At 67.0% G+C, this 13,444-nt stretch carries 15 protein-coding genes; 12 read left to right on the top strand and 3 right to left on the bottom strand.

Annotated features, from left to right (window positions below):
* Positions 1–4: 4 nt before the first annotated feature.
* The 3 genes from ABC383_RS12005 to ABC383_RS11995 are packed head-to-tail and all read left to right on the top strand — an operon-like array spanning position 5 to position 3,568.
* Positions 5–1,591 (top strand): ABC transporter ATP-binding protein, encoded by a 1,587-nt coding sequence (locus ABC383_RS12005; protein WP_413014210.1) that lies wholly within the window; start codon positions 5–7, stop codon positions 1,589–1,591.
* Positions 1,584–2,651 (top strand): ABC transporter permease, encoded by a 1,068-nt coding sequence (locus ABC383_RS12000; protein ID WP_413014208.1) that lies wholly within the window; start codon positions 1,584–1,586, stop codon positions 2,649–2,651. The genes ABC383_RS12005 and ABC383_RS12000 overlap by 8 nt, the downstream gene beginning before the upstream one ends.
* Positions 2,648–3,568, top strand: a complete 921-nt coding sequence (locus ABC383_RS11995) for an ABC transporter permease (RefSeq protein WP_413014206.1) — start codon at positions 2,648–2,650, stop codon at positions 3,566–3,568. The genes ABC383_RS12000 and ABC383_RS11995 overlap by 4 nt, the downstream gene beginning before the upstream one ends.
* 494 nt (positions 3,569–4,062) lie before the next feature.
* Here the strand turns inward: ABC383_RS11995 and ABC383_RS11990 are convergent, their stop codons facing one another.
* The gene (locus tag ABC383_RS11990) at positions 4,063–4,281 is read right to left on the bottom strand and encodes a hypothetical protein (RefSeq protein WP_413014205.1); all 219 of its coding nucleotides are present in this window, start codon (positions 4,279–4,281) and stop codon (positions 4,063–4,065) included.
* A gap of 700 nt (positions 4,282–4,981) precedes the next feature.
* Between ABC383_RS11990 and ABC383_RS11985 the strand changes: the two genes are divergently transcribed.
* Genes ABC383_RS11985 through ABC383_RS11955 form a run of 7 tightly spaced genes read left to right on the top strand, consistent with a single transcriptional unit; the run spans position 4,982 to position 10,677 of the window.
* Positions 4,982–6,025 carry an ABC transporter substrate-binding protein gene (locus ABC383_RS11985; RefSeq protein ID WP_413014203.1) on the top strand — a complete coding sequence of 348 codons (1,044 nt, stop codon included), beginning with the start codon at positions 4,982–4,984 and terminating at the stop codon, positions 6,023–6,025.
* 3 nt (positions 6,026–6,028) lie between these two features.
* Positions 6,029–6,859, top strand: a complete 831-nt coding sequence (locus tag ABC383_RS11980) for an ABC transporter permease (RefSeq protein ID WP_413014201.1) — start codon at positions 6,029–6,031, stop codon at positions 6,857–6,859.
* A 3-nt stretch (positions 6,860–6,862) separates the two neighbouring features.
* Entirely contained in the window at positions 6,863–7,681 is an 819-nt protein-coding gene (locus tag ABC383_RS11975) for an ABC transporter ATP-binding protein (RefSeq protein ID WP_413014200.1), read from the top strand.
* Between the two features lie 15 nt (positions 7,682–7,696).
* Positions 7,697–7,876: a DUF4089 domain-containing protein gene (locus tag ABC383_RS11970; protein ID WP_194714996.1), complete on the top strand. Its 180-nt coding sequence runs from the start codon at positions 7,697–7,699 to the stop codon at positions 7,874–7,876.
* Positions 7,873–9,270: an AtzE family amidohydrolase gene (locus ABC383_RS11965; RefSeq protein WP_413014199.1), complete on the top strand. Its 1,398-nt coding sequence runs from the start codon at positions 7,873–7,875 to the stop codon at positions 9,268–9,270. Before ABC383_RS11970 ends, ABC383_RS11965 begins: the two co-directional genes overlap by 4 nt.
* Entirely contained in the window at positions 9,270–9,986 is a 717-nt protein-coding gene (locus ABC383_RS11960; RefSeq protein ID WP_413014197.1) for a GntR family transcriptional regulator, read from the top strand. Before ABC383_RS11965 ends, ABC383_RS11960 begins: the two co-directional genes overlap by 1 nt.
* A 19-nt stretch (positions 9,987–10,005) precedes the next feature.
* Positions 10,006–10,677 (top strand): cysteine hydrolase family protein, encoded by a 672-nt coding sequence (locus ABC383_RS11955; RefSeq protein WP_413014196.1) that lies wholly within the window; start codon positions 10,006–10,008, stop codon positions 10,675–10,677.
* On the opposite strand, the gene ABC383_RS11950 is transcribed toward ABC383_RS11955, so the two are convergent.
* Positions 10,593–11,201, bottom strand: a complete 609-nt coding sequence (locus ABC383_RS11950; RefSeq protein WP_413014194.1) for a toll/interleukin-1 receptor domain-containing protein — start codon at positions 11,199–11,201, stop codon at positions 10,593–10,595. The two genes, ABC383_RS11955 and ABC383_RS11950, sit on opposite strands and share 85 nt — an antisense overlap.
* Before the next feature lie 134 nt (positions 11,202–11,335).
* A complete protein-coding gene (locus tag ABC383_RS11945; RefSeq protein ID WP_413014193.1) occupies positions 11,336–11,932 on the bottom strand; it encodes a hypothetical protein in 597 nt (198 codons plus the stop codon).
* Between the two features lie 202 nt (positions 11,933–12,134).
* Here ABC383_RS11945 and ABC383_RS11940 point away from each other — a divergent pair, with 202 nt between their 5' ends.
* Positions 12,135–12,617, top strand: a complete 483-nt coding sequence (locus ABC383_RS11940) for a hypothetical protein (protein WP_413014191.1) — start codon at positions 12,135–12,137, stop codon at positions 12,615–12,617.
* 203 nt (positions 12,618–12,820) lie between these two features.
* Positions 12,821–13,435: a DUF1294 domain-containing protein gene (locus tag ABC383_RS11935; RefSeq protein ID WP_413014189.1), complete on the top strand. Its 615-nt coding sequence runs from the start codon at positions 12,821–12,823 to the stop codon at positions 13,433–13,435.
* Positions 13,436–13,444 lie beyond the last annotated feature (9 nt).

The raw sequence follows: 13,444 nt of genomic DNA, 5'->3' as shown, positions 1-13,444 counted from the left end.
CGCGATGCATGCCGCCTTTGCACCCGCCATTGCCGTCGCCGTTGCCGCTGCGTCTTCCTCGGTGGAGGCGGGCCGGCTGCGGCTGAACAATGTGGGCAAGCGCTTCGGCGCAATGGCCGCGCTGGACGGGGTCAGCCTCGACATCCGCGCCGGCGAGATCCATTGCCTGCTGGGCGAGAACGGCGCCGGCAAGTCCACGCTGTGCAACCTGGTGTTCGGCGTGCATGCGCCCGACAGCGGTTCCATGCTGCTGGACGGCGCGCCGTACCGGCCGCGCGGGCCGGCCGATGCGCTGGCCAGCGGCATTGCGATGGTGCACCAGCACTTCAGCCTGGTGGAAGACGCCAGCGTGGCCGACAACCTGCTGCTGGGCCAGAGCAGGGGCCTCTTGAAGCGCCGCGAAGCCGGTGCCCGCATCCGCGCGCTGGCAGCGCAGTACGGCCTCGAACTGGACCCGGACGCGATGATCGCCGACCTGTCGGTGGGCGAGAGGCAGCGGGTGGAGATCATCAAATGCCTGATGCGCGAGCCGCGCCTTCTGGTGCTGGACGAGCCGACCGCGGTGCTGCTGCCCGACGAGATCGCGGCGCTGCTGGCGGTGTGCCGCAAGGTGGCCGACAGCGGCTGCGGCGTGGTGCTGGTGACCCACAAGCTGGCCGAGATCCGCCAGGTGGCCGACCGCGTCACGGTGCTGCGCGGCGGCCGCACGGTGGCCTCGTCGACCGCGCCGGCCAATGACATCGACAGCTTGGTGGCGGCCATGATCGCGCGCGACCCGAAGGCATCCACCATGCCGGCCGCGCCTGCCGCGCCGCGCCGCGCGCTTTCCAGCGACGTGCGCGATGAAGTGCTGCAGGTCGACGGCCTGACGGTCAGGGACGCGCATGGCGCGCTGCGGCTGGACAATGTGACGCTGATCGTCAACCGCCACGAGATCGTCGGCATCGCCGGCGTCGAGGGCAATGGCCAGAGCGAACTGGCGGCGGCGCTGTCGGGCATGACCAAGCCAGCCGCCGGCCGCTTCTTCGTCAACGGCAGGCCGCTTGCGGGCAGCGCGCCGCAGGAGATCACCCGCGCCGGCGTGGGCATCGTGCCGGAAGACCGGCATGCGGTGGGCTGCGTCACCGGGCTGTCGGTGGCGGAAAACATCTTCCTCAACCAGCTGCACAAGTTCACCCGGCGCGGCATGCTGGACCGCAGCGCGATGCGCGCCGCCGCCCGCGGCCTGATGCAGCGCTTTGACGTGCGCGCCGCCAGCGAGGATGTGGCCTTCGGCGGCCTGTCCGGCGGCAACCAGCAGAAGGCGGTGCTGGCGCGCGAACTGACGCAGGACAATCTCGCGCTGCTGATCGCGGCACAGCCCACGCGCGGCCTGGACGTGGGCGCGGTCGAGGCCGTCTACAACCATATCCGCGCCGCCCGCGACCGTGGCGTGGCGGTGCTTCTCATTTCCTCCGAACTCGATGACCTGCTGGCCGTGGCCGACCGCATCGTGGTGCTGTACCGCGGCCGCATCATGGGCGTCTGCCCAGCCGGCCCGGAGCAGCGCGCGCGCATCGGCGCCATGATGGCGGGACAATCCCATGACTAACGCACCTTCCCTGAATTTCACGCCGGCGCGGGCGCTGCCGGTGGCGGCGGTGCTGCTGGCCATGGCGGTCGGCATCCTTCTGGTGGCATTGACCGGCGTGCCGGTCGGCGAGGCGCTGGGAGCCTTTGCCGACGGCGCCTGGGGCTCGCCGTATGCGATCGGCGCATCGGTCAACCGCGCGGTGATCTTCGCGCTGGTGGGCACCGGCTTCGTGCTGGCCGACCGGGCGCGCCTGACCAATGTCGGCGGCGAAGGCCAGATCGCGGTGGGCGCGATTGCCGCCACCGCGGTGAGCCTGTATGGCGGCGTGCAGGGCCTGCCGATGGGCCTGGCCTTCGTGCTGCCGCTGCTGGCCGGCGCGCTGGCCGGCGCCGCATGGGGCGCGTTGCCCGGCCTGCTCAAGGCGCGCGCCGGCACCAATGAAGTGATCAGCACGCTGATGCTGTCCTTCATCGGCGTGTGGCTGCTGTACTGGTCGGTGCAGTCCGAGCGGCTGCTGCGCCAGCCGATGAGCAATTCCGGCACGCTGCCCGAGTCGCTGGAAATCCCGTCCACGACCAGGCTGCCCTTCTTCCTGGGCGACGAATCGATGCCGATCAACATCGGCCTGCCGCTGACCGTGCTGCTGGGCCTGGGCGCGGCCTGGCTGCTGGCGCGCAGCCTGTTCGGCCTGCACCTGCGCTCGGTGGGCCTGAATGCGCTGGCGTCGCGCCAGGCCGGCATGCCCATCGCCCGCACCGTGGTGCTGGCCATGACGCTTGCCGGCGCGCTCGGCGGCCTGGCCGGCGCCATCATGCTGCAGGGCGACCAGTACGCATTGAAGAGCGGCTTTTCCTCCGGCTATGGCTTCGACGGCCTGGTGGTGGGCCTGCTGGCGCGCGGCTCGCTGCCGGGCGTATTCGCTGGCGCGCTGCTGTTCGGCTTCCTGCGTTCGGGCGGCATCAACATGGAAATGGCGGCCTCGGTGCCGTCGGCGCTGGTGCAGGTGGTGCAGGGCATGATCATCCTTGCCGTGGCCGGCGCGGCCTTGTGGATGGACCGGCATGGAGCGGCCAGATGAGTCCTGAACTGTCAGCGGTATTCATCGGCTCGGCGATCCGCTTCGCCACGCCCCTGCTGCTGGGAGCGACCGGCGAGCTGGTCAGCCAGCGCGCCGGCGTGCTCAACATGAGCCTGGAAGGCATGATGCTGACCGGCGCCTTCGCCGGCGCGGTGGGTTCCTGGGCCACCGGCAACCCGCTGATCGGGCTGGCGCTGGGCATCCTCGCGGTGCTGCCGGTGGCGCTGCTGCAGGCCTTCCTGTCGATCACGCTGCGCGCCAACCAGATCGTGACCGGCATCGGCATCAACATCCTGGCGCTGGGCGGCACCACGCTGGCCTACCGCGAACTCTTCGGCAGCCGCTCCAGCGCGGCGATTCCGGGCCTGGACAAATGGGCGCCGCCGCTGCTGCGCGACATTCCGGTCGTGGGGCAGATGGTGTTCGAGCAGGTCTGGCTGTTCTATCTGGGCCTGGCGATCATTGCCGCCACCGCCTTCATGATGCGCCAGACCGCGCTTGGCCTGGCGCTGCACGCCGCCGGCGCTTCGCCGCGCGCGGTCGACAAGTCGGGCCTGTCGGTGAATGGCCTGCGGTATGGCGCGGTGATGTTTTCGGGCGTGATGGCGGCGATTGCAGGCTGCTTCATTTCGATTGGCGACATCCATACCTTCACGGAGGGCATGACCAGCGGCAGCGGTTATCTTGCGATTGCCGCCATCATCTTCGGCAACTGGAAGCTGGGCCGCATGCTGCTGGCCTGCCTGCTGTTCGGCGCCGCGACGGCCCTGCAGTTCTTCCTGCCGACGGTGGGCGTGCAGGTGCCGAGCGCGCTGCTGATCATGCTGCCGTATCTGCTGGCCTTGCTGGCGGTGGCGGGGGTGATTGGGCGGCAGACTGCGCCGGGGCATCTGGGGGAGGCTTACCAGAGGGGATGAGCGGTGTGACAGCAGTTGTTGAGGCCGACGTCCCCTTGATCACGCCTGCAATAGCTGCGGTGGTAGGTTGCAATATCCCGAAAGGGCATGCCACCATTGGTCGATCGGGACGTCGGTGGCAACGCCATACCGATTTGCTAACGGCGGTGCAATGCCCTTCGGGTATTGCATCTACGGCCCTGGTCAATCTTCCTGCGCAGGCTGATGGTTGCAGTCCACATGGAAGGCGTCGTTACAAGGCAGCTGCAAGGCGGGCGCGAACGTTATGACCTTGGTGCGAGGGCTTAGTAAGCCGGCGATCTTGCGCTGTTCTGCGGTAGGCGACGGGTAGCATACCCCAGCGGGATGCGGCTGAAGACGGGAATTTGAACGGCAACCCAACTGTTCATTCTCATCAGGCAGATACCGACATATAGACCTATTCCTTCTGGAACAGTCTGATGCAATTTCATCGAAGGGCATTGCACCAGACCTGTGCAACTGCTTACGTCAATCTATTCTTTTGATTCTTTTGACAATTCTAGGATATACCTGAGTGGAGCTGATGCCAAGATAAGTGCCCTCTCAGCAGGATCCTTTGCGTTAGCAACGCGTTGACGAAACTCCTCGGAAGTTTCCCCGCCAGCAATTTTTTCCAAGGCATCATTGCTTAATAACGTTTCCTTGATGTCGTCATTCGATTCGGCTTTTGGGACTGATGGTTTCGTTTCCATATAAATTTCCTTGATATCTGGGCCGATGCCACAGGTGGATTACGTTCCGGCGGGCGGAGAGGAAAACTTTGCCGGGCATTTTTGATGTGATTCCCGCCGGTGTTTCTCGTACCCGACGGCATCACAGAATTTGTGTAGCTTCCCGGATAAATTGGTTGCAATGGAAATGCTTTTTGACGAGATGCCTACAGAGCTTGGTCAAGCTGTGCGATCGATCTCTGCTGAAAATCGCTAACCGTTGCAAACTGCTTCCCTACCAGGACAGCGATGGTAGGGTGCAGTACCCCACAGGGGAATTGCAGCGATTGCGATCAGCGTGGCCAACCTGGTTGGCCGCCGGAACGGATTATCCGGCTTGTCTCCATGGCAGTGCATTCGCATTGCGTCACCCGGCATGGCCCGGGATGCAGTGGCGCTCCGGCTTCAGGGCTGAAGCGCCAGGCAGATTGCAAAGCCTCTGCTTGAACGAGCGCTTGGTACAAACCGAGATGTCACTGAGATCCGCGTTTCTATCATCGAGCAACGATGTAAAGCCCCTTCAGAAAATTTCCCTGTCTACCCCAGTTAAACCAACGCCCCACGCTCGACGCTTCCCGCACCAAAACAGGCTGGCACGCAAGCTGCATGTACACCAGCCTGTATACAGGCCGGTGCACCATCCCCGACCGGCCTGACGTTCAACCCCTTGCCCGGAGATCCAATGAAAGACATCAGCCCCGCATCCGCCATCGCCATCGCATCCGAGCACGCCGCACCGCAATCGCCACGCCGTCGCCGCGTGCTGCGCGCGGCGCTTGCCGGCGGTGCGCTGGCGGCGTTTGGCGCGCCTGCCATCGTGCGCGCGCAGGCCTCGCCGAAGATACGCATCGGCTACTGGCCCGTCGCGTCGGGCCTGCCGTTCTTCGCCGCGGTGGAGAAGGGCTATTTCAAGGAGGCCGGCCTGGATGTGGAGGCGCAGAAGTTCGCCAGCGCGCAGCAGGTGATGGAAGCGATGCTGGCCGGCCGCGCCGAAGGCAGCAGCAATGGCACCGCGTCGGCCGTGCTGGCCATCGGCGAGATCGCGCAGCCTGGCCTGTTCAAGATCTTCTGCACCAATCCCACCAACGCCAAGTTCGTGCTCGATGAATTCGTTGTGCCCAAGGACAGCGTGGTCAAGAGCATCGCCGAGCTGAAGGGCAAGCGCATCGGCTGCGGGCCGGGCGTGCAGAACATCACGCTGGCCAAGGTGATGCTGGAACGCGGCGGCGCCACCGGCGTGACCGTGGTCGAGCTGCCGATCGGGCAGCATGTGGCGGCGCTGGCGGCCGGGCAGGTGGATGCGGTCTACACACTGGAACCCACCGGCACCGTCGGACGCCTGAATGGCGCCACCCGCACGCTGGAAACCGGCGTGGTGGCGAAGTACATCCTGGGCGACGCGATGGCGCCCTGGCATGGCGGCGCGGCCAGCCTGACCTCGGAATTCCTCCGCCAGCATCCGGAGGCGGCGAAGAAGTACATGGCCGCCTACCTGCGCGGCGTGGACCTGGTGCGCAAGTCGCCGGACGCGGCGCGGCCTTACCTGAAGGGCTATACCGCGATCGAGGGCGCGCTGACGGCCGAGGTGCCGATGTCGGACTACATGTTCTACAACGAATTCAAGCCCAGCGACGTGGCCCACTTCCAGAAGTTCTACGACCTGTTCGCCGACAAGGGCATCTTCCAGAAGCGCGTGATGGTGGACTCGCTGCTCTACAAGGGATAAGCCATGAACAAGACCGTAGTCAACCCGGCCGGCGCTTTCATGCCGCCAGCCAGCGCCGACGCCGCGAAAGCGCCGGCGCCGCCGGCGTGGAAGAAGGCGCTGCCCTTCATCGGCCCGCTGGTGCTGTTCATCGTCTGGGACCTGGTGGTGCGCTTCGGCCTGATCAAGGCCATCCTGCTGCCCAGCCCCGCGGCCACGCTGGAAGCGCTGGTCACCGGCATGGCCGGCGGTCCGCTGTTGACCGACTTCGCCGTCACCTTCGGCCGCACGCTGCAGGCCTTCCTGATCGCCGCCGTGGTCGGCGTGCCGCTGGGGGTGCTGTTGGGCAGCAACGAGAATGTCTATCGCAGCATCGAGTTCCTGATCGACTTCTTTCGCTCCACGCCGTCGTCGGCGCTGATCCCGCTGTTCCTGCTGATCTTCGGCGTGTCCGACATCAACAAGGTCGCCATTGCCGCCTTCGGCGCGCTGCTGATCGTGATCTTCAACAGCGCCTATGGCGTGATGAACGCGAGGAAGCAGCGGGTGATGGCGGTGCGGGTGATGGGCGCGACGCGCTGGCAGATCTTCCGCGACGTGCTGGTCTGGGAAAGCCTGCAGTCAAGCTTCGTCGGCCTGCGCTCGGCGGTGTCGATGGCGCTGGTGATCGTGATCGTGGCCGAGATGTTCATCGGCTCGGAAAACGGCATCGGCCACCGCATCATCGATGCGCAGCAGGTGTTGAACGTCAAAAGCATGTACGCGGCCATTCTTGCGGCCGGCGCGCTGGGCTATGCGCTCAATGTGCTGTTCCTGCTGATCGAGCGCCGCATCATTCACTGGAACGGGAGATAAGCAATGCGACCTGCCACCATGCTGGCTGAACTCGAACCGCCCGCGCCGCGCTTTGCGCCCGGCCCGGCCGGCACCCACATCACGATACGCGGCCTGACCAAGTACTTCGCCGGCTGGCCGCTGTACGAGAACTTCGACCTCGACATACCGAAGGGCCGCATCGTCTCGGTGTTCGGCCCCAACGGCTGCGGCAAGAGCACGCTGATCAACATGATCGCCGGGCTGATACCGGTCGACGCCGGCCAGATCCTGTTCGACGGCAAGTCACTGGCCGATACCAAGGTCGGCTACGTGTTCCAGAACTACCGCGAGGCGATGCTGCCCTGGCTGCGCACCATCGACAACATCGCCTATCCGCTGAAGCTGGAAGGCAAGTCGCCGGCCGAGATCAACCGCCGCATGGAAGAGCTGGTTGCCTCCTTCGACGTGAAGTTCGACCTGCGCCGCTATCCCTACGAGCTGTCCGGCGGCCAGCAGCAGACCGCGTCCATCATGCGGGCGCTGGCGCCGCGGCCGGAAGTGCTGTTCCTCGACGAGCCGTTCTCGGCGCTGGACTTCGAGATGACGCTGTTCATCCGCGAGAAGCTGCAGGAGGTCTTCATGCAGACCGGCACCACCATGGTGCTGGTGTCGCACGACCTGGAAGAGGCGGTGTACCTGGCCGACCAGGTGCTGCTCCTGACCAAGCGGCCGACCCGCGTCGCCGAGATCCTGCGGTACGACGACCCCAGGCCGCGCACGGTGGAAACCCTGTCCGGCGCCGGCTTTATCGCGACCAAGAAGAAGAGCCTGGAAATCTTCCAGCGCGAAGTGCGGCGATAAAAGAGGGACGCCATCATGGACGACGACATCCGCGCCTACGTGGCGCAGGCCCTGCGGCTGCAGGGCTATCAGCTGGGGGAGGCGCAGGAGGCCGGCGTTGCCGCGGCCTTCGAGGGCATTGCCGCGATCGCCGCGGTGCTGATGCAGGACGAGCTGCCGCTTGCGCTGGAGCCGGCGCCGGTGTTCCTGCCATGAGGCGCGCGCTCGACATCGTCGCGCGGATCAAGGCAGGGGAAGCCAGCGCGCTGGACGTGCTGGCCGAGACCGAGGCCCTGATCGCCGCGCGCGACCCGGTGCTCAACAGCTTCACCAGCCTGTGCCTGCAGCGGGCGCGGGTCGAGGCGGCCGCGGTCGATGCGCTGTGCGCTGCCGGCAAGCCGTTGCCGCCGCTGGCCGGCGTGCCCTATGCGGTCAAGAACCTGTTCGACATCGCCGGCGAAGTGACGGTAGCCGGCGGCCGGGTCAACCGCGCCAATCCGCCCGCCGGCGCCGACGCCGAACTGGTGCGCCGCATGCGCGCCGCCGGCGGGGTGCTGGTGGGCGCGCTGAACATGGACGAGCATGCCTACGGTTTCACTACCGAGAACAGCCACTACGGCGTGACGCGCAATCCGCATGACGCTAGCCGCATCGCCGGCGGCTCTTCCGGCGGCTCGGCGGCGGCAGTGGCCGGCGGCCTGGTGCCGCTGGCGCTGGGCTCGGATACCAACGGCTCGATCCGGGTGCCGTCGTCGCTGTGCGGCATCTTTGGCCTCAAGCCCACCTTCGGCCGCCTGCCGCGCACCGGCAGCTTTCCCTTCGTGCACAGCCTGGATCACCTCGGCCCGTTCGCGGCCGACATCGATGACCTGGCGGCGGTCTACGATGCGCTGCAGGGGCCGGATGCGAGCGATCCGGCCTGCGCGCCGCGCGCCGCTGAGCCGGTCGGGCATGCCGCGCCAGCGATCCGCGGCGAGCGGGTGGCGGTGCTGGGCGGCTGGTTCGGGCGGCAGGCCGGGGACGCGGCGCGGGAAGCGGTGCAGCTGGTTGCGGCTGCGCTGGGCGCGGCGCGCAGCGTGGAATGGCAGGGCGCGGAAGCGGCGCGGTCGGCGGCATTCCTGATCACCGGTTCCGAGGGCGGCGCGCTGCATCGCGCCCGCCTGATGCGCCAGTACGAGGACTACGAACCGCTGTCGCGCGACCGCTTGATCGCCGGCTCGCTGATGCCGTCGGCCTGGCTGGCGCAGGCCCAGCGGGTGCGCCGCCGCGCCCATGAGGAAGTGATGGCGCTGTTTGCCGGCGCCGGCCTCGATTTGCTGATCGCGCCGGCCACGCCGGTGCAGGCCACCGTGGCCGGCGCTTCCACCCTGCAGATCGGCGGCCGCGCCTTGCCGCTGCGCGCCAGCATGGGCCTGCTGACCCAGCCGATCTCCTGCATCGGCCTGCCGGTCTGCACCGTGCCGGTCTGGCCGGCCGGCGGCGAGCCCGGCCTGCCGATCGGCGTGCAGCTGATCGCGCCGCCATGGCGGGAAGACCTGTGCCTGGCGGCGGCGCGGCTGCTGGCGCGGCAGGGCGTAGCCATGGCGCGGGAGCCGGGAGTGTTTGCCTGATGGCTGCGCAGCCATGGCGCCAGGCGCCGGCAAGCGCGGCCAACGACAGCCCGGCCACGCTGGGCGATGCAGCCTACCTGCGGCTGAAGGACGAGCTGTTTGCCTTCCGCCTGCTGCCGGGCGAGCGCTTTTCCGAAACCGCGATGGCGACCCGGCTCGGCATGTCGCGCACGCCGCTGCGGCAGGCGCTGGCGCGGCTGCAGCGGGAAGGCTACCTGGACATGGATGCCAGGAGCGGCTGGTCGGTCAGCCTGCTGGACTTCGAGCAGTTCGATCATCTGTACGACCTGCGGCTGGTGCTGGAGACGGCGGCGGTGCGCCGGCTTTGCGAAAGCGCCGCCGCGCATGACGCGCTCGGCACCCTGCGTGACTTCTGGCTGGTGGCGCCAGAGGCGCGCCTGGACGATGGACAGCGCGTGGCCCAGATGGACGAAGCCTTCCACACGGCGCTGGTGGCCGCGGCCGGCAATCCGGAAATGGCGCGGGTGCACGGCGACGTCACCGAGCGCATCCGCATCCTGCGCCGGCTCGACTTTTCCAGCGCCGGCCGCGTGGCCTGCACCTATGACGAGCATGGCGCCATCCTGCGCGCCATCCTGGCGCGGCAGCCGGAGCAGGCCGTCATGCTGCTGCGGGACCATGTCGAGGCCAGCAAGACCAAGGTGCGCAACATCACGCTGCACCGGCTCTACACCGCGCGCGACCAGCGCCGCTGACAATTTCATGGAGGAAGGGATGACTGCAAGCCGAAAACGCGAGGTCGATGCCGCGCCGTATGCCTACCGTTATGCGCCGGAGCGCACCGCGCTGGTCGTCATCGACATGCAGCGCGACTTCATCGAGCCCGGCGGCTTCGGCGCGGCGCTGGGCAACGACGTGGGCACGCTGTCATCCATCGTGCCGGCAGTGGCGGCGCTGCTGGGCCATGCGCGCACGCTGGGCCTGCTGGTGGTGCATACCAGGGAATCGCATCTGCCCGACCTGTCGGACTGTCCGCCGGCCAAGCGCCTGCGCGGCAACGCCGCGCTGCGCATCGGCGACGCCGGGCCGATGGGCCGCATCCTGGTGCGCGGCGAGCCGGGCAACCAGATCCTGCCCGAGGTCGCGCCGCTGGAGGGCGAGCTGGTGATCGACAAGCCCGGCAAGGGCGCCTTCTACGCCACCGGGCTGGACGCGATGCTGCGCGAGCGCGGCATCAGCCATCTGCTGCTGGCCGGCGTGACCACCGAAGTCTGCGTGCAGACCACCATGCGCGAAGCCAACGACCGCGGCTACGAATGCCTGCTGGTGGAGGATGCGGCGGCCAGCTACTTCCCCGCCTTTCACGAAGCGACGCTGTCCATGATCCGCGCCCAGGGCGGCATCGTCGGCTGGACCGCGCCGCTGGCGGCGCTGCTGTCGGCATAGCGCAGGGGCGCAGCGGCGGCGGACGGAGCCGGCGGCGCATTGCGCCACAGCGTGATGACGCCCAGGCCGGCGGCCAGCAGCAGGCCGAGCGCCACCAGGATCAGCCAGGCCGGATGCAGGCGCGGCGCCACCTTCACCGGCGGCAGGATCACCCGGCCCGACGGCAGCGGCTGGCCCAGCAGCCCGGCCAGGTCGGCCACCAGCTGGCGCGCGCCGGGCGCATCGGCCGCGCCATCCCAGCCCGACAGGTCGGCCGCCTGGATGCTGCGCAGGCCGGGCGGCGGCGTCACCTGTTCCAGCAGCACCGGCACCAGCGCGTGCCGGGCGCGCCCCTGTTCGGCCTGCGCGGCGACCTGGTCGCTGTTGACCGAGTGGCGCGACCACAGCACCACCATGCAGCGCGCTTCGGCATCGTCGCCAGCCTGCTGCAGGCGCACGCTCCAGCCCTGCGCCTGCAGCAGGCTGGCGACGCGGCGCGCGGTATCGCCGTCCTCTTCGGCGTAACTCAGAAAAACGTCGGGCATTGCAGGCTCCGTATTGATGTAGAACGCCTGACGGAATGTCTGTGGCGTGCTCGCGCTGGCTTGCCGTTCCGCGCGCATGGCCTGCGCCGGCGCGCCTGGCCGGAAAGCGCCGCGCTGATTGCGTCAGCGCCTTCTCAGTTGCGCCGGCGTTCCCTGGTCTTGCGCAGCAAACGGGCGGCATCGATGGTGATGACCTGCCCAGTATAGCGATGCATCGCCTCCATCAATTGCGCGGTCCCGCCTCCGGCGTCGAAAGCGTTCGGGCTCTCCGACAGCGTCATCAGCCATACCCGGTCGCTGCCATGCGAAAGCGCGGCATGGAGCTGCCACTGTCCCGCCTCGGCGAAAGGGTCGCCGCCAGCCGGCATGGCCTGGTCGGGCAGGCAATACGCCACGGTCCTTGGATGACCGCGGATGCGCAGGTAGCGCGACAGCCAGTGCCGGCCGGCGAAGGCGACCGCCTCGCGCAGGAAGCGCTCCTCGCCGAACGGCAGGCGCAGTTCCAGCCGCATGCCGCGCGCCAGCGCCGCTTCGGCAAACAGCAGGCTGCCGCCGCAGGCGCCGTCACACAGCGCCAGGTCGCCCGGACCGGCGTTGAGCAGCGCCAGGCGCAGCGCGATTTCAGCGGTGGCCAGCGGCGCCATGTCGGCCGGGAAGCGTTCCCGCGCGCAGAGCGGCGCGTCCAGCATCGGGCCGGCGAACAGCACGATCCAAGGGGCGCGTGCCTTCATGGTGCCGTGTGCCGCGGAAGGGCCGGCGTCATGCCGGCTCGCTGCGCCAGGCGGCGTTGCAAGCGGGTGTTCCCCGGGTGCGGGAGAAGGGCGGCATGACCTGCCCATCCAATACGAGCGGTCAGTTTTCTTTCCGGCGTCGCATGACGGCACTGCCTATCAGCAGTCATCATGGGTGGGTACTCCCGGCAGGGCAATCAGGATGCGCCAGGATGGTATGGGAACGCGCCCGGCACATCGGCCGGCGCTGTATGAACAAGAAACCTCGGGTCTTAATCATTTGGCGAATAATTGTGCGTTTGTCGCAATTAATAAGAAAACCAATGTAAAAGTCTGCCCAAGGCGGAATTTGCAGTTTCTCAAGCTTCGCCGGGAAATTCCCGGCGGCGCTCTTCAAGAGGAAAAGGAGCTTCGGACTGTCTTGAACCAACGATGCCCAGTGCGCCATGGAATCAGCATGAGGCAGCAGGGCGGTAGCGTCATTTATGTAGAAAAAAAACGAACAAATATCCTTCTATGGGTTTTGTTGCGTTTAAGCCGTGGCAGCCGGATGGCAACACCCAGTCGCGGCAGTGCTGCGCGACGAAAGGTCGAAGACAACATGGCGCCGGCGGGAAGGCATCGTCTCGCGGCGATACTTTTTCATGGCGCGTGCAGAACTGTCAGCAGGGTCGCCGCCGGCTGAACGGCACCCTTGGCTGGCAGGGGCCTGGAAAACGCATGCAGATCGACAGCGCCCGGGCAGTTCCTTTTTTACCTTTCATTTAGATTCTTAAAAGAAATATTGCATTGATATAATCTGGCGCGTTCGTGCCGATGCAACCAACCGTGGCTGCGACCCGTGTGTTTCCCGATCCGGGAGGCTCCTGACTTTGACGATACAAACCAATGCGCTTTACCGGGGTACTTTGCGACTGGAATGATGAAAGGGGCTTCGGCTTTATCGTCCCTGATCAAGGCGGCGACAGGATTTTCGTTCATGCCAAGGGATGCCGACCAGGCACGCCTCGTCCTCAGTCCGGACAACGATGCAGCTTTGAAGTGCAAGTCAATGCGCAGGGAAAGAAGCGGGCGCACAACGTCGAGCTCATCAGGAAAGCGGTGAGCCGGCCACGTCCCGGACGACCGGATGGGCCAGCCAAGTGGGGCGGAGCAAGCTATTTCGCGATTCCGCTGTTCCTCTGCGTTTTCCTGGCGGCCGCGATGCGATGGCATGTTCCGCGCTGGGAGCTTGCCTGGTACGTCATCGCCAGCCTGATCACCTACCTCGTCTATCGCCACGACAAGCAGGCTGCGGCCGCGCATGCCTGGCGCACGCCGGAAAGCACGCTTCTGCTGCTGGGCCTGTGCGGCGGCTGGCCGGGCGCGATCGTGGCGCAGCAGCGGCTGCGCCATAAATCGGTCAAGCAGTCATTCCGCTGCGCCTTCTGGATCACCGTCGTGGTGAATGTGGCGCTGTTCCTTTACCTGAATTGGCCTCGTGGCTTGCGCGCCGGCTGGTAAGCCGCCAGC

Origin of the sequence: Noviherbaspirillum phoenicis (assembly GCF_047237965.1) — a bacterium.
In the GTDB taxonomy this organism is placed as follows: domain Bacteria; phylum Pseudomonadota; class Gammaproteobacteria; order Burkholderiales; family Burkholderiaceae_D; genus Noviherbaspirillum_A.
Note: the sequence above shows the minus strand (reverse complement) of the source record. Positions and strands in the feature narration are given on the sequence as shown.